This is a genomic window from Niveibacterium sp., assembly GCF_041909475.1.
Classification (GTDB): domain Bacteria; phylum Pseudomonadota; class Gammaproteobacteria; order Burkholderiales; family Rhodocyclaceae; genus Niveibacterium.
The window spans coordinates 59,769-81,873 of the sequence record NZ_JAYRDJ010000001.1 but is presented as its reverse complement, the minus strand read 5'-3'; the positions used below and the strand labels follow the sequence as shown (position 1 = coordinate 81,873).

General features: G+C 64.4%; 28 protein-coding genes. 24 read left to right on the top strand and 4 right to left on the bottom strand.

Translation table 11 applies throughout. From position 1 onward, the window contains the following. The first annotated feature begins 85 nt into the window (after positions 1-85). From ACE3P0_RS00385 to ACE3P0_RS00350, 8 genes are all read left to right on the top strand, one after another. On the top strand, positions 86-1,618 hold the full coding sequence (locus tag ACE3P0_RS00385) for a sugar ABC transporter ATP-binding protein (RefSeq protein WP_374398733.1): 1,533 nt from the start codon (positions 86-88) through the stop codon (positions 1,616-1,618). After that, positions 1,615-2,694, top strand: a complete 1,080-nt coding sequence (locus tag ACE3P0_RS00380; protein WP_374398731.1) for an ABC transporter permease — start codon at positions 1,615-1,617, stop codon at positions 2,692-2,694. The genes ACE3P0_RS00385 and ACE3P0_RS00380 overlap by 4 nt, the downstream gene beginning before the upstream one ends. Beyond that, entirely contained in the window at positions 2,694-3,680 is a 987-nt protein-coding gene (gene yjfF, locus ACE3P0_RS00375) for a galactofuranose ABC transporter, permease protein YjfF (protein ID WP_206255937.1), read from the top strand. Before ACE3P0_RS00380 ends, yjfF begins: the two co-directional genes overlap by 1 nt. A 416-nt stretch (positions 3,681-4,096) precedes the next feature. Further along, a complete protein-coding gene (locus tag ACE3P0_RS00370) occupies positions 4,097-4,711 on the top strand; it encodes a hypothetical protein (protein ID WP_374398729.1) in 615 nt (204 codons plus the stop codon). Between the two features lie 336 nt (positions 4,712-5,047). Next, positions 5,048-5,596: a cold shock domain-containing protein gene (locus tag ACE3P0_RS00365; RefSeq protein WP_374398727.1), complete on the top strand. Its 549-nt coding sequence runs from the start codon at positions 5,048-5,050 to the stop codon at positions 5,594-5,596. A gap of 130 nt (positions 5,597-5,726) precedes the next feature. Beyond that, positions 5,727-6,251: a GNAT family N-acetyltransferase gene (locus ACE3P0_RS00360; protein WP_374398725.1), complete on the top strand. Its 525-nt coding sequence runs from the start codon at positions 5,727-5,729 to the stop codon at positions 6,249-6,251. A 109-nt stretch (positions 6,252-6,360) separates the two neighbouring features. Then, positions 6,361-6,735: a hypothetical protein gene (locus ACE3P0_RS00355; protein ID WP_374398723.1), complete on the top strand. Its 375-nt coding sequence runs from the start codon at positions 6,361-6,363 to the stop codon at positions 6,733-6,735. Positions 6,736-6,860: 125 nt separating this feature from the next. Continuing rightward, positions 6,861-7,574 carry a hypothetical protein gene (locus tag ACE3P0_RS00350; protein ID WP_374398721.1) on the top strand — a complete coding sequence of 238 codons (714 nt, stop codon included), beginning with the start codon at positions 6,861-6,863 and terminating at the stop codon, positions 7,572-7,574. Between the two features lie 39 nt (positions 7,575-7,613). Here the strand turns inward: ACE3P0_RS00350 and ACE3P0_RS00345 are convergent, their stop codons facing one another. From ACE3P0_RS00345 to ACE3P0_RS00335, 3 genes are read right to left on the bottom strand one after another with little or no spacing between them, the layout of a single operon-like run. Next, complete coding sequence (locus ACE3P0_RS00345; protein WP_374398719.1) at positions 7,614-8,105, bottom strand: MarR family winged helix-turn-helix transcriptional regulator; 492 nt, start codon at positions 8,103-8,105, stop codon at positions 7,614-7,616. A 1-nt stretch (position 8,106) separates the two neighbouring features. Then, a complete protein-coding gene (locus ACE3P0_RS00340) occupies positions 8,107-8,589 on the bottom strand; it encodes a glutathione peroxidase (RefSeq protein ID WP_374398717.1) in 483 nt (160 codons plus the stop codon). An 18-nt stretch (positions 8,590-8,607) separates the two neighbouring features. After that, positions 8,608-9,024: an organic hydroperoxide resistance protein gene (locus tag ACE3P0_RS00335; protein ID WP_172203118.1), complete on the bottom strand. Its 417-nt coding sequence runs from the start codon at positions 9,022-9,024 to the stop codon at positions 8,608-8,610. Between the two features lie 230 nt (positions 9,025-9,254). Here ACE3P0_RS00335 and ACE3P0_RS00330 point away from each other — a divergent pair, with 230 nt between their 5' ends. The 16 genes from ACE3P0_RS00330 (at position 9,255) to ACE3P0_RS00255 (ending at position 20,691) form a co-directional block, all read left to right on the top strand. Beyond that, complete coding sequence (locus ACE3P0_RS00330) at positions 9,255-9,638, top strand: VOC family protein (protein ID WP_374398715.1); 384 nt, start codon at positions 9,255-9,257, stop codon at positions 9,636-9,638. Between the two features lie 66 nt (positions 9,639-9,704). After that, a complete protein-coding gene (locus tag ACE3P0_RS00325) occupies positions 9,705-10,115 on the top strand; it encodes a DUF1801 domain-containing protein (protein WP_374398713.1) in 411 nt (136 codons plus the stop codon). Positions 10,116-10,203: 88 nt separating this feature from the next. Further along, the gene (locus ACE3P0_RS00320) at positions 10,204-11,160 is read left to right on the top strand and encodes a hypothetical protein (RefSeq protein WP_374398712.1); all 957 of its coding nucleotides are present in this window, start codon (positions 10,204-10,206) and stop codon (positions 11,158-11,160) included. A gap of 73 nt (positions 11,161-11,233) precedes the next feature. After that, complete coding sequence (locus tag ACE3P0_RS00315; protein ID WP_374398710.1) at positions 11,234-11,716, top strand: GNAT family N-acetyltransferase; 483 nt, start codon at positions 11,234-11,236, stop codon at positions 11,714-11,716. Positions 11,717-11,723: 7 nt separating this feature from the next. After that, the gene (locus ACE3P0_RS00310; protein WP_374398708.1) at positions 11,724-12,854 is read left to right on the top strand and encodes an acyltransferase family protein; all 1,131 of its coding nucleotides are present in this window, start codon (positions 11,724-11,726) and stop codon (positions 12,852-12,854) included. Positions 12,855-12,912: 58 nt separating this feature from the next. Further along, complete coding sequence (locus ACE3P0_RS00305) at positions 12,913-13,419, top strand: ASCH domain-containing protein (RefSeq protein ID WP_374398706.1); 507 nt, start codon at positions 12,913-12,915, stop codon at positions 13,417-13,419. Positions 13,420-13,483: 64 nt separating this feature from the next. Next, positions 13,484-14,071 carry a helix-turn-helix domain-containing protein gene (locus ACE3P0_RS00300; RefSeq protein WP_374398704.1) on the top strand — a complete coding sequence of 196 codons (588 nt, stop codon included), beginning with the start codon at positions 13,484-13,486 and terminating at the stop codon, positions 14,069-14,071. Then, a complete protein-coding gene (locus ACE3P0_RS00295; protein ID WP_374398702.1) occupies positions 14,068-14,598 on the top strand; it encodes an N-acetyltransferase family protein in 531 nt (176 codons plus the stop codon). Before ACE3P0_RS00300 ends, ACE3P0_RS00295 begins: the two co-directional genes overlap by 4 nt. Positions 14,599-14,620: 22 nt before the next feature. After that, positions 14,621-15,070 (top strand): DMT family transporter, encoded by a 450-nt coding sequence (locus ACE3P0_RS00290; protein ID WP_374398700.1) that lies wholly within the window; start codon positions 14,621-14,623, stop codon positions 15,068-15,070. Between the two features lie 147 nt (positions 15,071-15,217). Continuing rightward, on the top strand, positions 15,218-16,726 hold the full coding sequence (locus ACE3P0_RS00285; protein WP_374398698.1) for a subtype B tannase: 1,509 nt from the start codon (positions 15,218-15,220) through the stop codon (positions 16,724-16,726). Between the two features lie 184 nt (positions 16,727-16,910). Beyond that, positions 16,911-17,369 (top strand): hypothetical protein, encoded by a 459-nt coding sequence (locus ACE3P0_RS00280; RefSeq protein ID WP_374398696.1) that lies wholly within the window; start codon positions 16,911-16,913, stop codon positions 17,367-17,369. A 404-nt stretch (positions 17,370-17,773) separates the two neighbouring features. After that, positions 17,774-18,376 carry a YdeI family protein gene (locus ACE3P0_RS00275; RefSeq protein ID WP_374398695.1) on the top strand — a complete coding sequence of 201 codons (603 nt, stop codon included), beginning with the start codon at positions 17,774-17,776 and terminating at the stop codon, positions 18,374-18,376. Positions 18,377-18,604: 228 nt separating this feature from the next. Beyond that, positions 18,605-18,892, top strand: coding sequence for a hypothetical protein (locus ACE3P0_RS00270; RefSeq protein WP_374398693.1), 288 nt, complete (start codon positions 18,605-18,607; stop codon positions 18,890-18,892). Between the two features lie 91 nt (positions 18,893-18,983). Then, the gene (locus ACE3P0_RS00265) at positions 18,984-19,643 is read left to right on the top strand and encodes a dihydrofolate reductase family protein (RefSeq protein ID WP_374398691.1); all 660 of its coding nucleotides are present in this window, start codon (positions 18,984-18,986) and stop codon (positions 19,641-19,643) included. After that, a complete protein-coding gene (locus tag ACE3P0_RS00260) occupies positions 19,640-20,293 on the top strand; it encodes a DUF2059 domain-containing protein (RefSeq protein WP_374398689.1) in 654 nt (217 codons plus the stop codon). The genes ACE3P0_RS00265 and ACE3P0_RS00260 overlap by 4 nt, the downstream gene beginning before the upstream one ends. 116 nt (positions 20,294-20,409) lie before the next feature. Continuing rightward, a complete protein-coding gene (locus ACE3P0_RS00255; RefSeq protein WP_374398688.1) occupies positions 20,410-20,691 on the top strand; it encodes a DUF2164 domain-containing protein in 282 nt (93 codons plus the stop codon). Positions 20,692-21,205: 514 nt separating this feature from the next. Here ACE3P0_RS00255 and ACE3P0_RS00250 read toward each other — a convergent pair. Beyond that, positions 21,206-22,084 carry a hypothetical protein gene (locus ACE3P0_RS00250; protein WP_374398686.1) on the bottom strand — a complete coding sequence of 293 codons (879 nt, stop codon included), beginning with the start codon at positions 22,082-22,084 and terminating at the stop codon, positions 21,206-21,208. Positions 22,085-22,105: the final 21 nt, after the last annotated feature.

Below are 22,105 nucleotides of genomic sequence, written 5' to 3'. Positions count from 1 at the left end.
GCGCAACCGGTTCCGCCGCGGGGCATCCTCGCGGTAGTGGCCCGCCGGGGCCCCGCGACGGAATCCTTTCCAGCAAGGGACGGTCATGGTCGTCAACGCTTCACAGCCGGTGCTCGAAATGCAGGGCATCGACAAACGCTTTCCGGGCGTTCACGCGCTCTCGAAAGCCGCGCTGCGCCTTTTCCCCGGCGAAGTGCATGCCCTCATGGGGCAGAACGGTGCAGGCAAATCCACGCTCATCAAGGTGCTGACCGGCGTAGAAGCGCCGGACGCCGGCGAGATCCGCCTCGGCAACGAGGTCGTGCATCCCGAGTGCGTAGGGCACGCGCAGCAGTTGGGCATCAGCACCGTGTATCAGGAAATCAACCTCTGCCCCAACCTGTCGGTGGCGGAGAACATCTACATCGGCCGCTTCCCGATGCGCCACGGCATGGTGGACTGGAAGCACATGCAGCAGGACGCTGTGGCCGCCCTGAAGGCGCTGAACGTCGACGTCGACGTGTCGCTGCCGCTTGGCCACTACCCGGTCGCGATCCAGCAGATGGTCGCGATTGCCCGTGCGCTGTCGACCGACGCGCGCATCCTGGTGCTCGACGAACCGACATCCAGCCTCGACGAAGACGAAGTCGCGCGGCTGTTCGATACGCTGCGCGGACTCAAGGCGCGCGGCATCGCGATCCTCTTCGTCACGCACTTCCTCGATCAAACCTACGCGATCTCCGACCGCATCACCGTGCTGCGCAACGGCGAATTCGTTGGCGAATACCTCGCAGCCGAACTGCCGCGCATGGCGCTGATCGAAAAGATGGTCGGCCGCGCGATTGAAGAAAGCGCCTTCGCGCGCCCGGCTGAAGACAACAAAGCTGAGAACGCCGCGCAGGACACCGGCGCCCCGCTGTTCAGCGCGCAAGGGCTCGGCAAGCGTGGCGCAGTGCAACCGCTCGATCTCGAATTCCGCGCTGGCCGCGTGCTGGGGCTCGGTGGCCTGCTTGGCTCCGGCCGCACCGAAACCGCGCGCCTGCTGTTCGGCATCGACCGTGCAGACGCCGGCAGCGTGGATTGCGGCGGCGCCAAGCGCCAGTTCCGCAGCCCGGCCGACGCGATCCGCGCCGGCATCGGTTTCTGCCCGGAAGACCGCAAGACCGAGGGCATCGTCGCCGAACTGTCGATCCGCGAGAACATCGTGCTCGCGCTGCAGGCGCGGCGCGGCATCTTCCGTTACATCCCCAAGCGCAAGCAGCGCGAGATCGCCGACCGCCTGATCGCGCAGCTCGGTGTGCGCACGCCAGACGCCGAGAAGCCGATCGGCCAGCTTTCCGGCGGCAACCAGCAGAAGGCGCTGCTCGCGCGCTGGCTCGCCACCGAACCGAAGATGCTGATCCTCGACGAGCCGACACGCGGCATTGACGTGGCCGCCAAGCTGGAGATCATGGACATGGTGAAAGCGCAGTGCCGCAAAGGCCTCGCGATCCTGTTCATCTCGTCCGAAATGGCCGAAGTGCTGCGTGTGAGCGACCGCATCGCGGTGCTGCGCGACCGCCGCAAGGTCGGTGAAATCGACGGGGCCGGCGCGCAAGAGCGCGATGTGTTCCGCCTGATCGCCGGAGCCGAACAATGAAAGCCGAGACCATGCCTCAACCCGCCCGCTTCGCACTGCCGGCCCCGCTGCAGGGGCTGACCCGCCGCCGGCTGTTCTGGCCCTGCGCCACGCTGGCGCTGCTGCTGATCATCAACGGCGCCTTCAACCCTAACTTCTTCAGCATCACGGTGAAGAACGGCCATCTGTACGGCGCGCTGATCGACATCCTCAACCGCGCAGCGCCGCTGATGCTGGTCGCGATCGGCATGACGCCGGTGATCGCCACCCGCGGTATCGACATTTCGGTCGGCGCGGTGGTTGCGATCTGCGGCGCAGTGGCCGCAAGCCTGATCGGGGGCACGCTGATCATCCAGAACGGAACGCCGGTGTACGTGTCGCAGACCCCGATGGTGCTGGCGCTGCTGATCGCACTCGGCGCCGGCTTGCTGTGCGGGCTGTGGAACGGCGCGCTGGTCGCCGGCGCCGGCATGCAGCCTATCGTCGCCACGCTGATCCTGATGGTGGCCGGCCGCGGTGTCGCGCAATTGATCACCGAAGGCCAGATCATCACGGTGTACTACGAGCCCTTCTTCATCATCGGCAACGGCTTCCTGTTCGGCCTGCCGGTCGCGCTCTACATCGTGGCCGCGGTGGCGCTGCTGATGTTGCTGCTGGTGCATCGCACCGCGCTAGGCCTGTTCATCGAAGCGGTGGGCATCAACCCGGTGGCGGCACGCTTTGCCGGCCTCAACGCCCGCCGCATCCTGATCATGGTGTACGCGTTCTGCGGCCTGTGCGCCGCCATCGCCGGGCTGATCGTCGCGTCGAACGTGAAGAGCGCGGACGGCAACAACGCCGGCCTGCTGATGGAACTGGATGCGATCCTCGCCGTCACGCTCGGCGGCACCTCGCTCGCGGGCGGGCGCTTCTCGCTTGCAGGCAGCCTGATCGGCGCGCTGATCATCCAGAGCCTGACCTACGCGATCTACTCGCTCGGCGTGCCGCCGGAAATCAACATGGTCGTCAAATCGGTGGTGGTGCTCACGGTCTGCCTGATGCAGTCCGACAGCTTCCGCGCCACCTTGCTGCAACACCTGCGTCGGGAGCCCCGCTGATGAGCCGCAACCGTCTCTTCAACCCCGCCCTGCTGCCGCTGGCGGTCACTAGCCTGCTCTTCGTGCTGACCTTTGGCTACGGCGCGGTGGCTTACACCGGCTTCCTCTCCAGCCAGGTGTTCCTGAACCTGCTGATCGACAATGCCTTCCTCGTCGTGGTCGCGATCGGCATGAGCCTGGTGATCCTCACCGGCGGCATCGATCTGTCGGTGGGTTCGATCATCGCGCTGGTCACCATGGTGTCGGCGAGCCTCGTCGAGCATCACCACTGGCCGGTGTATGTCGTGGTGCCGCTGTGCCTCGCGATCGGCGCGGGCTTCGGCGCGCTGATGGGCTGCCTGATCCACTTCTTCCAGTTGCAGCCCTTCATCGTCACGCTCGGCGGCATGTTCCTCGCACGCGGGCTGTGCTACGTCATCAGCATCGATTCGATCGAGATCACCGACCCCGCCTACATGGCCATCGCGCACCACAAGATCATGCTGTGGGGCGAGAACTTCATCTCGATCAACGTGGTCATTGCGCTCGCGGTGGTCGCGCTCGGCGTGTTCCTCGCCCACTACACCCGCTTCGGCCGCACGGTGTACGCGATCGGCGGCAACGAGCGCTCCGCGGTGCTGATGGGCTTGCCGGTCGGCCGCACCAAGATCCTCGTCTACACCTTCAGCGGCACCTGCTCCGCGCTCGCCGGCGTGGTCGTCACCTTCTACATGCTCTCCGGCTACGGCCTGCATGCGCAGGGCATGGAGCTCGATGCGATCGCCGCCGTGGTGATCGGCGGCACCCTGCTCACCGGTGGCGTCGGCTATGTCGCCGGCTCGCTGGTCGGCGTGCTGATTCTCGGCGTGATCCAGTCGCTGATCACCTTTGACGGCACGCTCAGTTCCTGGTGGACCCGCATCGCCGTCGGCGTGCTGCTATGCGCCTTCTGCCTGCTGCAACGCGGCCTCGAGCACGGCGGCAAACGGCAACTCGCCACCGCCTGAAAGCACCCCGTAACCCTCGGGACGTTGGCACCCCCGCGAACCACCGCCCGCGTCCCCTTTCCTCCCGCCCGGCCCCACCCCGCCAGGCGCTACGGCGACCCCGGATTCGTCCGGGTTTTTTTTTGCTTGGTGTCATGTAGGTGTGAGCAACGACGCAGGCCGACGGCAAGGCATTGCAGGATAATGCGACTGTCTAGGAGGCGAGAGCGACAATCTGAAGGGCAAAGCTTGGCTACGCTACTCATTTGCCGATACTCGCCTGGCCTTCTTCGGGCTGAAAATTCCGATCCAGCGCTCTCCGCGCAGGATCTCCCGCGGCAACACTACCTGACGATTGAGCATGTCAAACGTTGAGGTTTGGGACCACCGCCAAGATGCCTTCACCACACTTTCCAATTCCTGTCTCGGGAGCATAAATGCAACGGTCGACGAGAATTCAGCCTTCGCAGGAACGGCAAAAGCCCCGCCTGCTACTCGCGGTATTCGTTGGTGTATTGCTGTTCTGCGTACTGATAACGCAGCGCGCGGCAATACGCGAACACCAGCTATATTTCACCGAACCGAGACGGAGCGTTGCATTCGAGCTGTCTGATCTCACAGAAGAGTGGAGCGAAGCAACCCTTCGCGAGAGGTTTCCCGACATCCCGCCGAACTGTGAGGGCATTTCCGAGCCTGGTTTGGGCGATGTAGTCTGCGTGCTCGACACCAAGTCCTTTAACGGAGTGCCCGCGCTTTTCATCTCTTTCTTCTTCGCCTCCGGCCGACTCCAACAAGTCTCGATCAACGTACCTTGGTGGCGGCATCAAGCCGCTCGAGACTACCTCGATACGTCGCTCGGAGAGCCCTCCGCATCGCAGATATTTCCTCATTCTGGCGTACGCCTGCACGGATGGCGTTTATCAAATGGAGCCGCGGTGTTCTACAACCGCGACATGTCAATAAACCCCCTGGAGTGGAATGCCATCTACTGGCAGAGCGCGTCTTTATGCGCGCGGGCTGGTTGCTTCACGGCACGACGGGCCAGGTCCTGATTTCCATACGACTCAGTAACATTGAAGCAAACTTGCATGATATGACGGGGAAGAAATGCAACACGCGACGAGGCCAGCAGAAGGGAAGCATAGGCTTTCGAGCAATCGGCGCACCCAGTTCCGCGACACCACGCGTCGACAACCGCGGTTCCCCAATTTCGATGCAATGCAGTCCAGTGCTCGCAAGTCGATTCGCCATGACCTATTTACCCCAAATTCAAAATGAGCACCCGGCGGCAAACCGCAGATCATTAATGCAGTGCCAGTGAAGCGCGCTATGCGACAGGATTCGCTGCACTCAACTCACTGCACCAAGCCAAAAGGCCACTCATAACCATGAGATTCGTCGGTACCCTTACGAAATGGAACGATGACCGGGGCTTTGGTTTTGTGACCCCGGATATCGGCGATGGTGAGTTATTCGCGCACATCTCCGCTTTCCAGAAAGGCGGAGCGCGCCCGATGATCGGGGAGCGTGTTTCGTTTGAGGTTGCGGCGGACCCGGCAGGCAAGAAGAAGGCCCTGAACATTGTGTATCTGGAGCGCGCTGCGCAACGAAGTGCTGCGCGGCCAGCGCGGCCCCCCGCAGCTCGATCGTCCCGAAGTGGTTTGATCGGTGCGATCTTGGTCATCGCCGTTGTGATCGGGGGCTACTACCAGTACCGGGCGAGAAGTCAGGCAGCGCCGCTGCAAACCGTCGCCGAACCGTCGGCGGTAGCGCCGTCGTCGCGCTTCTCATGCGACAGCCGCACGCATTGCTCGCAGATGACCTCATGCGCTGAAGCGAAGTATTTCCTCAGTCACTGCCCTGGTGTGGAGATGGACGGTGATCACGATGGTGTGCCCTGCGAGCAACAATGGTGCACGACGCCCTTCTCGGAATAGTGGCGAAGCTCATGGCGCGATATCGGTACAGCCTTCAAGTCGACCCGATCCGCGCAACATTGCGCCCCTTGCGCAGCGGCATCCGACGTCGCCGACATCGCTCCACCTGACATATCTGAACAGACGCGCCATGCCCCTCAACATCCTGATTCGCGACGAACAAAGCGCCGATGCTGCCGAGATCGCCGCCATCACCGCCGCCGCGTTCGCCCCGCTGGAAATCAGCAGCCACACCGAGCACTACATCGTGGATGCGCTGCGCGCTTCAGGCGCGCTGACCGTGTCGCTAGTTGCGGATCTCGACGGGCGCATCGTCGGCCACATCGCCTTCTCACCGGTGCGCATTTCTGACGGCAGCGTGGGTTGGTACGGACTCGGCCCGGTATCGGTGGCACCGGGTTTGCAGCGGCGGGGTATCGGCACCGCGCTGATTACGGAGGGGCTGGTACGGTTGCGGGCAATCGGTGCCAGTGGGTGCTGCCTGGTGGGCCACCCGGCTTACTACCCGCGCTTCGATTTCAGCAACCCGTCCGGGCTCTCGGTCGCCGGCGTGCCGCCGGACGTCTTCTTTGTGCTGTCGTTCAACGGCGAAACGCCGCGCGGCGAGGTTGAGTTCCACGAGGCGTTCAAGGCCACAGGGCCTTCAAACACCTAAGCCCATTTATCGTTGTCCACCACCCGGCTCTCGCCCACCACGCAGCGATGCGCACAACGCGAGGCATGGTGGTGCGAATGCAAGCTCCTTTTGGGAAGTCCATAGCGCGATGAAAACCCTTCTTTGCGTTGTACTGCTTCTGTCGTCGCCGGCCTGGGCCGACGCGCAGGTATCGGAAGCCGCCACCGGCAGCGCGACGATACGAACGATCCGGGCCACCACCAAGGACGACATCAAACCGAGCAACTGGCCCGGATTCGTCGAAGTGTTGGTGTCGTCAACGCCGCTGATGCGCCAGACGCTGCTCGTGAATGTGCGCAACATCTCAGAACTGAGTATTTCTGAGGATGGCGTTGCGGTGACGCTGGGGGTGTCGCCAACGAAAACCGCCGCCGTGTCCGCGACGACATTCGTTGTGCCGCGCGGCGTGATGGACAAGAATGCGGCGCTTGAGATGTTCAAGCGCGTCGCGTACGAGCGATGACGACATCTACGCATGGCCAACCGGGCTGACGCCACGCCGTGTCACCCATGGCGCGCGGCCCTGCAGCCGCAAACGCGGCCAAACCCGGCCCGGAACCCAATCAAGCAGGACCAACAATGCACCGCATGAGCTTGCCGCTTCTTGGTATCGCGCTGATTCTGGCGTCCGCCCCGGCACTGCCGCAGGCGCCAGACAATAGCCTGCCGCGCCTTGTCATCGACACGAGTCGTCAGTACGGGCAAGGCACCTTCCCGCACGCGGCAAAGTGGCAAGGGCTCTACTGCGACAAGTCCGGCTGCACGCTCAAACCCGCAACGCTTCGCATCACGAGCGCGACCGCGCGCAACGTGCTTGAGGAAGACGAAACGCTGGATGTGCTCGCGACAGACGGCACGCCGCTGGCCATGTTTCCAGACATGGCGCTGAACGCGGGGAAAGTGGTGTCCTGGTACTGGGCCAGCCGGGATGGCGCCGAGTCGTCGCCGGGGCCGCGGCTGAGCAAACTGGGCAAATGGGTGATGCCATGGGGTACGCGGCCGCTCACGATTTCGTGGGTCAAGACGCCCGAGGGTTACAAGCGCTACCACGTGAGCGATGGCGCAACCAAGCAGTTCCTCTTCAGTATCGAGGCAGAAAGCCACTACGGCGGCGACACCACGCCGATCATCCACTGGGTGGGCGATCTGGACGGCGACGGGATGCTGGATCTGCTGCTCAGCATCCCCGACGACAACTGCGGCTTCGACGAGCGGCTGTATCTGTCATCCGGCGCAGAGGATGGAAAACTGCTGCGCAAAGCCGCCCAACTCGCAGGGCGAGAAGCTGCCTGCGGGTGCTGAACGCCGCAACAACCTGCTAGTGCGTCGACGCGCCGTCTTTCAATCGGCGCTCGCGTCGCCGCTGCCCGGCACGCTGCTGAGCCGACCGATCAGCTCGTCGAGCAACCCCTTGAGTGCAACGCCCTTTTCGATCGGCAGATTCAGCGACTCGAACATCGCAGTCGGCACGCAACCGCACCGGCCCTTGAGTTCGGCGCCAGCGTCGGTAAGGCTGATCTGCACGACGCGCTCGTCCGCTGTGCTGCGGGTGCGGCGCACATAGCCGAGTTGTTCGAGCCGCTTGAGTAAGGGCGTCAGCGTGTTGGTGTTGAGCATCGCGCGCTCGACGATGTGCGATACGGTGCAGGGAGCGTCTTCCCACAGGATCATCAGCACGATGTACTGCGGGTAAGTCAGCCCGAGCGGTTCGAGCAAGGGCTGGTAGAGCCGCGTCACGAGCCGCGATGCGGCGTAGAGCGGAAAGCAGAGTTGACGGTCGAGCCGCAGGTAGTCGTCGGTATTCGGGGCCTGCGGCTGCGACACATCAGTCATTTCAAACTCCAAGGGCTTTGCGGATCTCGCCCTCGATTTTCGCCGGTTGCGTGGTGGGTGCAAAGCGGTGCAGCGGCTGGCCGTCGCGCCCGACGAGGAACTTCGTGAAGTTCCACTTCACCTTGCTGCCCAACAAACCCGGCAGCTTCGCGGTCAGCCACTTGAACACCGGGTGCGCGTTCGGGCCCTTCACGTCAATCTTCTCGAAGATCGGGAAGCTCACGCCGTAGTTGATCAGGCAACTGCCTTCGATGGTACTGGCATCACCCGGCTCCTGGTTACCGAACTGGTTGCACGGGAAGCCCAGCACCACCAGGCCGTCTTTCGCATACTTGCGGTGCAGGGCTTCGAGCCCCTCGTACTGCGGGGTCAGGCCGCACTGGCTGGCGGTGTTCACCACCAGCACCACCTTGCCTTCGTACCGCGACAGGGGGATTTCCTCCCCCCGAAGCGAACGGGCGTTCAGCGTGTGGAATTCGCTCATGTCGGGCTCCCGCAAACCTTAACGCAGCACGAGTTCGACGTTGATGTTGCCGCGCGTCGCGTTCGAGTACGGGCACACCTCGTGCGCCTTTTCCAGCAGTGCCTGGGCCACGTCGCGCGATACATCCGGAATCGTCACTTCGAGCTTCACTGCCAGCGCAAAGCCGCCCGCGCCGTTCTGGCCGATGCCCACGGTGGCGTCGACGCGCGTGCCGGTCAGCTTGATCTTCTGGCCCATGGCGACGAAGTTCAGCGCACTGTCGAAACAGGCGGCGTAACCGCAGGCGAACAGTTGCTCGGGGTTGGCAGCAGCACCACCGGCGCCGCCGAGGCTCTTGGGCATCGCAAGTTGCAGGTCAATCACGCCGTCGTCGGTGGTCACACGACCATTGCGGCCGCCGGTTGCTGAGGCATGGGCTTCGTAAAGGGCTTTCATGGGATTCTCTGTTTGTTATCTAATGCGATTAGATCGCGTGCGATATATATTCTAGAAAACCGGCCCCGACGTCAAGTGGACGTTTCGTTCGCGTTCATGGACAGAACGGGCACCCGCAACACGCAAGGGGCCGTCGCCCTCTCGCGGGGTTAGCATCCGCATCACCGCCAGCGCGGCGCGCAAACGCCGCAGCGGTTTCGCCCACCACCCCTGTCAAGCGAGCGCCCGCCATGATCGACCACACCGGCATCAACGTCACCGATCTCGACCGCAGCAAACGTTTCTATGCAAAGGTGCTCGCCACCCTCGGCTATTCCGTTCGGCTTGAACTGCCGGGCGCAGTCGGTTTCGGTGATGGCGACCCGGCCCAGGGCGATGACCCCGGTGGCGATTTCTGGATCGCCGCCGGCGAGCCCTTCGTGCCGCGCAGCCACGTTGCCTTCCGTGCCCGCGACGCTGCGCAGGTGATCGCCTTTTACAAAGCCGCGCTTGAGGCTGGCGGCCGCGACAACGGCGCACCCGGGCCCCGCCCGCACTACCACCCCGGCTACTACGCCGCCTTTGTATTCGATCCCGACGGTTACAACATCGAGGCGGTCTGCCATGCAGAATGATGTGTTCAGCATTGCCTGAGCGTGGCACGCGACTATGCTGATCAGATCGATCCAGGAGGACCGCCCATGACACACACCGACACTGGCGACGGCCCATCGGCCGCCGAGCAAATCGACCGGAAGATCGCCGAACTCGGCGACTGGCGCGGTGAAACGCTCGCCGCGCTTCGCGCACTGATCAAGGTGGCGGACCCGGAGGTTGTCGAAGCCATGAAGTGGATGGGCACACCGGTATGGGAGCACGACGGCATCCTATGCACCGGCGAAACCTACAAGGCAAAAATGAAGCTCACCTTCGCCAAGGGCGCCGCACTGCCCGACCCGGCCGGCCTATTCAACGCCAGCCTCGATGGCAACGTGCGGCGCGCGATCGACATCGCCGAAGGCGAGCAAATCGACGCCAAAGCCTTCAAGGCGCTGATCGCTGCGGCCGTTGCGCTGAACCAATCCGCCAAGCCACGCAAACGGGCGCAATAGTTTCGGCCCGGTGTAACAAGCAGGCAGCGCCGCCACGCATAGAATCGGTGCCTCACTTCCCCGTAACCAAGTACGCCGCCCCGACACCATGGAAAAGATCCGAACCCAAACCAGCGCCACCGGCGGACTGACCGAAGCCGAGCGCGAGCAACTCGCGCAACACCACCGCCTGTGGGCAGATCGCGCAGCACGCACTCGGCCGATCGAGGCTGCGGAGATCCAAACCCTCGTCAAACAGTTGTATGCGCTCGCCGGTTTGCGCGAACCGGTGGTGGTGATCGCATCCAGCCCGGGTGTCATGGCGGTCGCAGGTACTCTGGCGCGCTTCATTCTGGAAGATCTGCCCGGTGGCGCCGCCAGCGTGTTGCCGCTGCCCGCAGCCGACACGATCGCCTGCGACGCGCAGTACCGCCCCTTGCTCAGCGCAGTGATCAGCACCCTCGGCCAAGTGTTGGCGAATGCCGCGCCCGACGCGGCAACCGACCCGCGCAGCAACGCCTGCGACCGCACGCTCGGCGCGACCTACGCGCGCGTCGACCCGTTGATCGCCGATGCACTCGATCGCCCGACCTACACCGCCATCAGCCAGACCTTCGACTACGACCCGCTGCGCGACATGGCGAACGCCATCAAGGACGCGATGAAGGACGACTTCGGCAACTCGGTGTTGACGGACCTGATGCGCAGCCATGTCGATGCCTGGGTGCGCACACTGGCCAACGCGATCTTCAAGAACGACCAGGACACGAACGCCGCGCTTGAAACGGTGTGCGACTGGTGGACCAGCGCGCAGCCCGGCGCTGCCGACTGCTACTGGGATTTCTGCATCACCGCGGCGCGCGATGTGCTCGGCATCCGCGTCGAAGGGCTGGCGCAATACGCCGTCTGGGAGGCCTGCAACACGCATAGCGCCTACCGCTACATGAGGCCCGCCTTCTGCCTCGCGTGCGACTTCCCGCAGAGCATCACCGACAAGCAATCGGACAGCTACACGCTCGGCACCGGGCAAAACGTCTATCGCTGGAACGACGGCTGGGTGGTCTGACAAGCGGCCCGCAGTTCGCCCGCACCCATGCGCGAGCCGAGCTCACGCCCCGTTGAAACATTTGAAAGCCACCATGCAGATCAGGGAAGCCCAGCCCGAAGACGACGCCACCCTCGCGATGCTGATCAGCGAAGCGAACAAGGACGTCGCCACCCGCTTCGGCCTGAACGCCGACAACTGCCCGAAACACCCCTCGTTCTGCATTGCGGCCTGGGTCCGTGCCGACTTCGCGCGCGGTGAGCGCTACTTCATCGCCGAGCGCAACGGCAAGCCCATGGCCTGCGTGGCCTACGAGGTGCCGAATCCGGCCGTGGCTTACCTCAACCGCCTGTCGGTGCTGCCCGCGCATCGCCGGCAAGGCCTCGGCGAGCAACTGGTTCGGCATGTGCTCTCACTCGCACGCACCGATGCCATCACCACGGTCAGCATCGGCGTGATCGGCGAGCACGCCGAGTTGCAGCGCTGGTACGCCAGGCAGGGATTCGTCGCCGGCGAGCAGAAGCACTTCGCGCACCTGCCGTTCTCGGTGCGCTACATGTCGTTCAAGACCCTCTGACGCGGCCATGCACCAAAGCGCCGACCGCCTGCCCGGCCTCGACCTGCTGCGCAGCATCGCCATCGTCTGGGTGATGCTGTTCCACTCGTTCCTGCTCGGTGGCCTCGGGCCGGATTGGGAATGGCTATCGCGCTACGGCTGGATGGGCGTGGATCTGTTCTTCGTGCTGAGCGGCTTCCTGATCGGCACCCAGGTGCTGCAGCCGCTTGCGCACGGTGAGCGGCTCTCGTTGGCGGACTTCTACCTGCGACGCGCCTTCCGCATCCTGCCCGCCTACTGCGCGGTGCTCGCGCTCTACCTCGCGTGGCCGGGCTTTCGCGAAGCGCCGGGCATGGAGCCGGCGTGGAAGTTCCTCGCCTTCGTCACCAACCTGAGCATCGACTACGCCGCGAACGCCGCCTTCTCGCACGCCTGGTCGCTGTGCGTAGAGGAGCACTTCTACTGGCTGTTTCCGGTACTCGCGGTGCTGCTGATGCGCCGCCCCGCAGCATGGAAATTCGCTGCGTTGTGTGCGGCGCTGGTGCTGGGTGGTATCGCGCTGCGTGGCGGCATCTGGCTGCACAACACCGCAACCGACCCGAACTTCCAGCGCAACTGGTTCGTCGAAGACCTCTACTACCCTACCTGGAACCGGCTCGACGGGCTGCTCTGCGGCGTCGCGCTGGCGGTGTGGAAGTGCTTCCGGCCGCAGCACTGGGCGCACGCACGGCGCCATGCCAACGCTGCGACGCTGGGCGGCATCGGCCTCGTCGCGCTGTCGTTCTGGCTCTTCCACGACCGCATCGGCCTACTCGGCAACAGCATCGGCTGGCCGGTGCTATCAGCGGGACTCGGGCTGCTGGTGTTCGCAGGAGCGGGGCGCGACAGCCTCATCGGCCGCTGGCGCGTGCCGGGCGCAGGCTGGCTCGCCGCGATCTCGTACAGCCTCTACCTCGTCCACAAGGCGATCTACCATGTCGTACAGACACAATGGGGCGAGCAGCTTGAAGGTCGCGGGCTGATTGCCTTCGTGGTGTATGGCGCGGCGGCCCTCACGGCGGGTGCCGCACTGCACTACGCGGTGGAACGCCCCGGCCTGCGGTTGCGCGATCGGCTGCCGATGCTGACTCGCGCCGCAGCGGCGCCGGCCACGCCCTGAGCCACGGCACACCCAGGTCTGCCTGAACGCCGAGTGCCCGTAACGACAGGAATACACCATGACGATCCCCGACCGCCTGCGCCCCTTCTGGGAGGCGTTCAAACACAACCGCAGCGGTGTCAGCGATGCGCAGTTCTACGAGGAATGCACCTTCGGCGACAGCGCCGCGCTGATCGACGAGCTGGCCGAACTGGTGCTGCGCGGCACCAAGCGCGCAACCACCGGCGCCGTGTGGGCCTACGAGGCGGCGGGTAGCCGTATCCCCCGCGCCGGGGATCTGAGCATCGTTACGAACGCGGCCGGCACCCCCTTGTGCATCATCGAAACGCGCACGATTGATATCGTGCGCTTCGATGAAGTCACTGCCGATTTCGCCGCGGCCGAGGGCGAAGGCGACGGCTCGCTGCGCTACTGGCAAGACGCCCACCGCGCCTACTTCGAACGTGAATGCGCACGCGCCGGCCGCCCGTTCTCGCCCGACATGCTGGTCGCCTGCGAACGCTTCGACGTGGTGTTCCAGCCCACGCTCGGCGAACACGCCCCCTCCGACGGCTCAGCCGCCTGAGCGCCCGGCGTCGGTTCCAACACCGGGCTTTTTATGTGGAGCGCAGTTCCAATATACTGGAACGATGGATTTTGACGCTGCTCTCTCCGCCCGCATCCGCGCCCTGCGCAAGGCGCGCGCCTTCACGCTGGACCAGCTCGCCGACCTGAGTGGCGTCAGCCGTTCGATGATTTCGCTGATCGAGCGGCAGGAAACCAGCCCCACCGCCGCGGTGCTGAACAAGCTCGCCGACGCGCTGGGCGTGTCGCTGCCGACGCTGCTCGCACCCGAGTCGCCCGCACCCGCACCGCAACCGGTCGCGCGGGTGGCGGATCAAGCGGTGTGGACCGACCCCGGTTCCGGCTATGTGCGCCGTCAACTCTCGCCCGCCAGCTGGCGCTCGCCGATCGAGCTGGTGGAGCTGCGCTTCCCAGCCGGCCAGAGGGTGAGCTTCGACAACCCGACGCGCAGCATCGCGATCCACCAGCAACTCTGGCTGCTCGAAGGCGAGATGGCGATCACCGCCGGCGATCAGCACTGGCAGCTCGAAGCCGGCGACTGCCTGGCGATGACGCTGGGCGACCGCGTCGTATTCCACAACCCGGGCCAGCATGAGGCCCGCTACCTGCTGGCGCTGAGCACCAGCCCCTTACAGACGAGATCCGCACCATGAGCACCCATACCCTGGTCGACTGCAGCTTCGAGCGCCACGCCGACGCGATCCTCGCGATCTTCAACGAGGCCATCGTCAACTCGACCGCGCTGTACGACTACACGCCCCGCCCGCCCGAAAGCATGGTCACCTGGTTCGAAACCAAGCGAAAAGGCGGCTTTCCGGTGCTGGGCATCGAGGACACAGAGGGCCGGCTGCTCGCCTTCGGCAGCTACGGCACCTTCCGCGCGTGGCCGGCCTACAAGTACAGCGTCGAGCATTCGGTGTATGTGCATAAAGATCACCGCGGCAAGGGCCTCGGGCCGGAGGTGATGCAGGCGTTGATCGCCGCCGCACGGCGCAACGGCGTGCACGCGATGATCGGCGGCATCGACGCCGCCAACACAGGGAGCATCGCGCTGCACCAGCGGCTCGGCTTCAAGCATGTCGGCACCCTGCCCGAAGTCGGTTTCAAGTTCGGCCGCTGGCTAGACCTCGCCTTCTACCAGTTGCTGCTCGACACCCCGGCCCGGCCGGTGGATGGCTGAGCGCCCACGCGGGCCGACCACGATGAACACCACCCTCACCCTCGCCATGCTCGCCGCCGCCGGCGCCGCGCTGGTGATCCAGAACCTGCTGATGGTGCGCATCACGCAGTCCGTGTCGACGATCGTCATCACGCTGGTCGTTAACTCCGCGGTCGGGCTGGTGCTGCTGGTCAGCGCCCTGCTCGCGCGCAACGGCGTCGCCGGCATCACCGAAGCGCTCAGCGCTGCACGGTGGTGGTGGCTGGTGCCGGGCCTGCTCGGCGCCTTCTTCGTGTTCGCCGGCATCATGGGCTACCAGCGGGTCGGCGCCGCCGCGACCATCTCGCTGCTCGTCGCCAGCCAGCTCATCGCCGGCCTCGCCGCCGACGCCCTGAAGGCCGACAACCCCTTGTCGAGGCTTGGCATGCCCTCGCTGCTCGGCGCGGCGCTGCTCGTTGCCGGGGCTTACCTGATCGTGCGCGATCGGGTCTGAGCTCCGGGTCAGTCGGCGCACCCCGCACTCGCCTCGTCAGGCGATCGGCGCCACACACTCATTGCAAGATGTGACGCGCCGTGGCCAGCCAGCCGGCATTCTGAGAGCATTGGCCGTTCCCTTGCCGGCCACGCGTTGGAGTACCCCATGAGCCTACGGAGCCTGCTGACCACTGCCGCCACCGCTGGCGCGATCAGTCTCAATGCCGCCCACGCGGCCCCTTCCGCCGCGGATCTGAATTTCGACGCCAATCACTATGTGAAGCGGGAAGTGGAACTGCGCGGCCAGCGCATCACCGTGCGCGCCTACGAGAACATCGTCTACGTCGCCAAGCCGGTCGACGCGAGCCTTCAGGCGATGAACATCTACGTGCCCGATGCGTACTTCCGCGGCGAACGGATCGGCGCCTTCACCGCGGAGACCGCACCGATCTTTCTGCCCAATCAGGTCGGCGGCTACATGCCCGCGCGCCCCGGATCGCTCGACGGCGCCAAAATGCCCGGCCCGCCGAATCGCCCGAACACCATCGCCGAAGCACTGCTGCGTGGCTACATCGTCGCCGCGCCCGGCGCACGGGGTCGCACCAACCAGAACGCTGAGGGCCGCTACACCGGCAAGGCGCCCGCTGCCATCGTCGATCTGAAAGCCGCGGTGCGCTATCTGCGTTTCAACGACGCCCGCATGCCGGGCAACGCCGAACGCATCATCTCCAACGGCACCAGCGCGGGCGGCGCACTCTCCGCGCTGCTGGGCGCAAGCGGCAACAGCGCCGACTTCGAGCCCGCGCTTCGCGCGCTCGGCGCAGCCCCGGCGCGCGACGACATCTTCGCCGTGTCGGCCTACTGCCCGATCACCAATCTCGAGCACGCCGACGCCGCCTACGAATGGCAGTTCGACGGCGTTCACGACTACAAGGGCATCTCGATCTCCATGCTCGACTTCAAGGTCGAGCGCAAGGAAGTTGCCGGCACGCTCACCGCCGACCAGATCGCGCTCTCCAACGCGTTGAAGACGCAGTTCCCGGCCTACCTCAACAGCCTCGCGCTGCGCAGCCCCGACGGCCGCGCCCTGACGCTGGACGCCCAGGGCAACGGCCCGTTCAAGGACTATGTGAAGCGCCTGCTGATCGCCTCCGCCCAGCAGGCCCAGGCGGCCGGGCAGCCGGTCGGCGCGACGGCCGGGGTGAAGCTGGAAGATGCCACGGTGCGTGACATCGACTTCGCCGCCTATGTGCGCGGCATGGCGCGCCAGAAAACGCCGCCCGCGTTCGATGCGCTGGACCTCGGCAGCGGCGAAAACGACCTCTTCGGCACGGAACAAGTCAAAGCGCGCCACTTCACCGAGTTCTCGCTCGCGAACAGTCGCATCGCCGGCGCAACGCGCGCCGATGCCCAGACGGTGCGCATGATGAACCCGCTGAGCTACCTCGGCGCAGCCGGCGCCACCAACGCCGCGTTCTGGCGCATCCGCCACGGCGCCGCCGACCGCGACACCTCGTTCGCGATCCCCACCATCCTCGCGCTGACCCTGCAGCAGCAAGGCCGCCCGGTCGACTTCGCGCTGCCCTGGGGTGTGCCGCACAGCGGCGACTACGACCTCGATGAACTGTTTGCCTGGATCACCCAGATCACCAGAACGCCGGCCGCCGAGCGCTGAACACCGCAGCTCTTCGCCCACGCCGTCTCGGCAAGCGTTTGCCCAAGACGCGTGCGGCGAACTGACCCAGCCGGGCTGCGCGCTAGACTCCCTCCCGCTGCAACCCACTCGCGCGCACACCAACGTCCGGCACGGAGTCTTTTGATCGATGGACCGCGTTTCATATTTTCTGGCGGGCGCCGCCGTGATTGCCGCACTGATTGCGTCGACGTTCTCGCTCGGCATCGCAGCGTTCGCCCTGGCACTCGCCTTCGTGTTCTTTCGCGCGCCACGCTGGATAGACAACGACGCCCCGCTGTTTCCCGATCCAAGCGACAACAGCGAAGACGGCAGCGACTTCCAGGTGCTGTCCGAGTCTGAGGACGAGCTGACCATCCGCGGCAGCTTTCAGGCGCTCACGCTCAACCGCAAAACAAAGTGCGTTTCAAACATCAAAGGCGTGCTGTGCCGCTTCGATCAGGTGCGCAACATCAGCCTCGCCGATGTGTACGCGCAAGAAGGCAGAACGAGCGGCCGGTACTCCGTCTCGCTGTCGCTGGGCGGTTTCTCATCGATCACGCTCGGTGAATCCAACGACGAGGTCGGCGCGTCAATTGCTGCGGCAAAGCTCAGCTCCTGGACGGGCAAGCCGGTTAGCACCTGATGCGCGTCCGCTGGTGCCGCAGCGCAGCACTCGGCCGCGCGCCCCTCTCCCAGACGCCACGCGGCCAGGTCGCGAGGAAAAGTCGCACTGGAGCCCCGCAGAGGGTGTCACCGCGGGGCGGATACGAGTCGCGGTGACAACGAACCCATAGGCAGGCGACGGCGCTTGCGGCAAGATCATGTGGCGCCGCCAGGGCGCCAAACGTGGTGTCGCGGGTCCAGCGATGCCGCGCGGCAAGCCGGCACGGCCAGCACTTTAGCGAGCGCAGCGCGGTCGTAACGCGCCTCGGTCAAATCCGACTCGGCGCACGAATGAACGCCTTTGATCTCGACACGGTTCGTGCGGCGCTCACGCCGATGGATATCCGGCGGACTTGGGTTGCTGACGCTTAACTCGGAATACCCATGGCGAAGCGCGATATGAGCGAATCGATACTGACGATGAAGGCGCAAGCGGACTGGGAAGCCTGGCTCGAGCAACATGGCGCCACTTCGCCGGCGGTATGGCTGCGCATTGCGAAGAAAGGGGCCGCGCAGCCAACGCTCACTTATGCCGAGGCCCTTGAGAGCGCGCTGTGTTTCGGCTGGATCGACGGGCAGAAGAAGTCCCAGGATGAGCACTACTGGCTCCAGCGATTCACGCCCCGAACACCGAAAAGCATCTGGTCCCAGGTCAACAAGGCCAAGGTGGAGGCGCTGATCGCATCTGGCAGGATGCGAGCCGCCGGCCTGCAGGCGATTGAGCGTGCGAAGGAGGATGGGCGCTGGGACGCGGCCTATGCCTCTGCCAGCACGGCAGAGGTCCCCGGCGATTTGCAGCAAGCGCTGGACGGGAACAGTGAAGCAATGGCGTTCTTCGCAGGGCTCGACAGCCGGAATCGATACGCCATCCTCTTCCGCGTCCACAACTGCAAGAAACCGGAAACCCGCGCCAAGCGGATCGCTCAATTTGTGGACATGCTGAGCAAAGGCGAAACGATTCATCCGAAGTCAGGCAGCAATGCCTAGCCCTTCCCTCAAGGTCACTTCACCCGGCACGCGGGGCGCCGCCGCTCATCTCGAACGTCGCTACCCGGCCAGCGGCCGTGGCAGGCCCCGTCGCCGGCGGGATCTGGCAAATCCGCCATGCTCGCCGTACGCTCGGCGGGCGCGCGGACACCGCAGGCTCCGCGCTGTGGCCGGTCGCCCGCAGGTCAAGATTCGAGTCAGGTTTTCAAACACTCAAGGCCCCAATCCGTGAGCAAAGCACTCGCCGCAATTTATGTCGTCGCCGTGCTAGCGCTGGCCGTGTGCGTCGTGTTGATATGGCGACTGCGGTGCGAAAGCTTCGGATGCATGGGCATCGGGGTGGCGTGGTTTGCCTGGGTGCTGGCGTACTTTCCGGTGTTGCTTGTCGGCGTGCTTGTCAGGTCACGCGAATCGCTGGGTGCGGGGTTGATGAGGCTGACGCGGGTGGCGGTGTGGGCGCAGGTGGCGATGGGGGCGGCCTTGGTGGTGGTCTGGGGGCTCAAGCAAGCGGGCTGAGCGCGCAGCGGGCGTGGTGTTCGATGCGGTTGTGCATCGCTGCGCGGTAGGTCGAACATTCAGGCGACGTTGAAAATCGAGGGGAATTGAGATGACGCGAGTGCGAGTTGAGAGCTTAACGATTTCCCTGGATGGCTACGGCGCCGGGCCGGATCAGGACATCAAAAACCCGATGGGGGTGGGCGGTGCGGACTTGCACCAGTGGGCCTGGCCGACGCGCACCTTTCAGCGCGCGCTGTTCGGTGCGGAGGGTGGCACGACCGGCGTGGACGATGAATTCGCCGTGCGGGGCTTCACCAATATCGGCGCCTGGATTCTGGGGCGGAACATGTTCAGCCCGATGCGCGGCCCGTGGCCGGACCTGAGCTGGAAAGGCTGGTGGGGCGATGAACCGCCCTACCACGTGCCGGTTTTCATCCTCACGCACCATGCCCGCCCTTCGATCGAGATGGCGGGCAACACGACGTTTCATTTCGTCACCGGCGGCATTGTCGAAGCGCTGGATCGTGCGCGCGAGGCTGCTGGCGAAAGGGACGTGCGGATCGGCGGCGGCGCCAACACCATTCAGCAATATCTGCGCGCGGGGCTGATCGATGAAATGCATCTGGCGATTGCGCCGGTGCTGCTGGGCAGCGGCGAACGCCTGCTGGAAGGCGTTGATCTGCGCGCCGGTGGGTTCAAGTGCGTGCAGCATGTGGCGAGCGAGAAGGCGACGCATGTTGTGCTTCGGCGCGACACCGCAGGCAATTGAACGCCGCTTTTAATCACACACCACGCAATACCGGCCAACGAGCGCCGCACCAAGCTGCTAGGCTTTTGTCCCCCGGCGCGCTCGCGCCCAATCAATCCAACACTGATCCACCAAGGAATGCACCCGTGAGAATTGCACAACTCGCCCTCGCCCTATTTCTTAGCGCCACCATGCTGCCCGCCACGGCGGCTGACCGTCCGGCAAGCGAGGCGTCGGTCAAACGCCTGATCGAGGTCACCGATTCGAAGAAGCTGATCGATAGCGTGATGCTGCAAATGGATTCGATGATGAAGGCATCCATGAAGCAGGCGTCGGCAGATCAGGCGCTCACTGCGGAGCAAGAGAAGGTGATGCTTGAGACGCAGGAGAAGCTGACGGGCCTGGTGAAAGAGGAACTGAAATGGGAAGCGCTCGAGCCGATGTTCCTCGAGATCTACCAGAAGACGTTCACGCAGAAAGAGGTGGATGGAATGCTTTCGTTCTACAAATCGCCGGCGGGCCAGGCTGTGATCAAGAAGATGCCGCAGGTGATGCAGACCTCGATGCAGATCATGCAGGAGCGCATGTCGAAGCTCCTGCCGAAGATTCAGCAAATCAGCGATGAAGGGGCCGAGAAGATGAAGGCCGTGTCGGCGCCGCCGAAGAGTTGATGCCTCGTCGGCGGGCAATGCGGTAGGCAGCCCACACGCCTTGCGGCATTATCTGCAACGGCGTGGTGCCGCATCGACGCCGCGCCCTCAACCCGACCGTTCAGCAAGGCCCCGCCATGTCCATCGAACTCGACAAACTCGACCGCCAGCAGGCCATCGAGTCCATCCAGCGATATTTCTCCGAAAACATGGACGCGCCGATCGGGAACATGACGGCGGGCGCGCTGTTGAACTTCTTCCTCGAAGAGATCGGCCCCAGCATCTACAACAAGGCCGTCGCGGACGCGCGCGCACGAATGCAAGCGCGGCTCGACGACCTCGAATTCGAAGTGCAGGAAGACGTCTTCACTTACTGGCGGAAGTTCGACAAGGCGCGCAGCAAGAAGGGCCAGGGATGAACGGGGCGAAGCGCATGCGTGGGTTTCTCGGGCGCTCTGCGCGTTGGGCTTCACTTCATGCGGCCCAAGCTAACGAGCTGCGATGGTTTTGACTTTGGTTCCCGTCGAGAGCGCCGAGTGGCGCAGCGGGGTCGGGGGATCGGCGCGCAGCGCCGACGGCGAGGACTGTTTGAGGCCCGCAGGGCCGAGTTCCACAGCTGCCCGACTTCGCGAGCACGCGAGGGAAGTCAGGCGCAAGGCGCCTGACCGCGAACGCCGGGCGGCACTCTTTGCTTACTTTCTGGTGCTGTTGCCAGAAAGTAAGACGCCCGCCGGGGGCGGGCCCCCGGCCGACGCACCGTCGCCATGCGGTGGCGCTTGCAAAGGCGTTGGGCTTCGCTGCGCTCAACCCAACCTACGGCACTAAGGACGCCCGAAAGAGAATCACCGACGTAGGGCGGGTTAGCCGACGGCGTACCCCCCTTTCACCGCGCGACCACTTGGCAAGCGTGGGTTCCGCGCAGCAATACACTAGTCAAAATGATTCGCCCTGCATGCACTGACTATTCAAATGAATAGCCGTAAGTATCGCATCCTTCCTCGCGGCACCAATGCTCGTCAGGCCCTCACCGCGATTCCCGTGTGAGGCCCCGCCCACGATGGCGGCACGATCAATTTCAGATTGAGCGATTGCATCCCTCCGCGCATTTGCCTTCAATGTATCTTTTGAAACAGACTCAAGTTCGCGCTTCGCTCCACGATCCAGATGGCTCTGAGCCGCCCAAAACGCAATCTCAGCCAGATCTTTGCATTGCTCGACGCGGCCAATTCCGACGCCCATATTCTTTTCGCCGATTGCCAAAACAACGTCGCCAAGAAAGTCCGTGATACGGCCCATGTAGACTTCCGCCTCCGTGCGCGGATGGGTGATGCGAATCTTGACGAACTGCCCCCCAAGGCCCATCAGTACAAGGTGTGAAATTGACCCGCCGCCATCGTCCGTATCGCCGATGAGGAATTGCGCGTATCTCACAGAATAGCCTCGGATCTCGGCAACCTCAGGCGCCACCGTGCGCTGCACCCGATCGTTCAACTCGCGGACGTTTGACAGGGCGGTCGCAAACTCAACCTTTACAGCATCAGAGTCCACGCCCGTCGGCACGCCAGCATTCTCGCGGGAGTACAGATAGACCGTCGCTTTGATCCGGTCTGCGCCGTGATATCTCCCATCCCCGCGGTAACTCCAAGTGGTACCGAGTCCCGGGTGTTGATCCTCATTGTTCACCATGCTTTGAAGGATGAAAGAGCCGGCGGCTAATGGCGGCTGCCCAGCTATGGCCATTGGGTTCGCAATAGCAGTCAAGAGCACTGCGCAAGCAACGCAGCGTCTCAGGGCATGCAGAGAAAATTCCATGAGGAGACCCTGACGACGGAA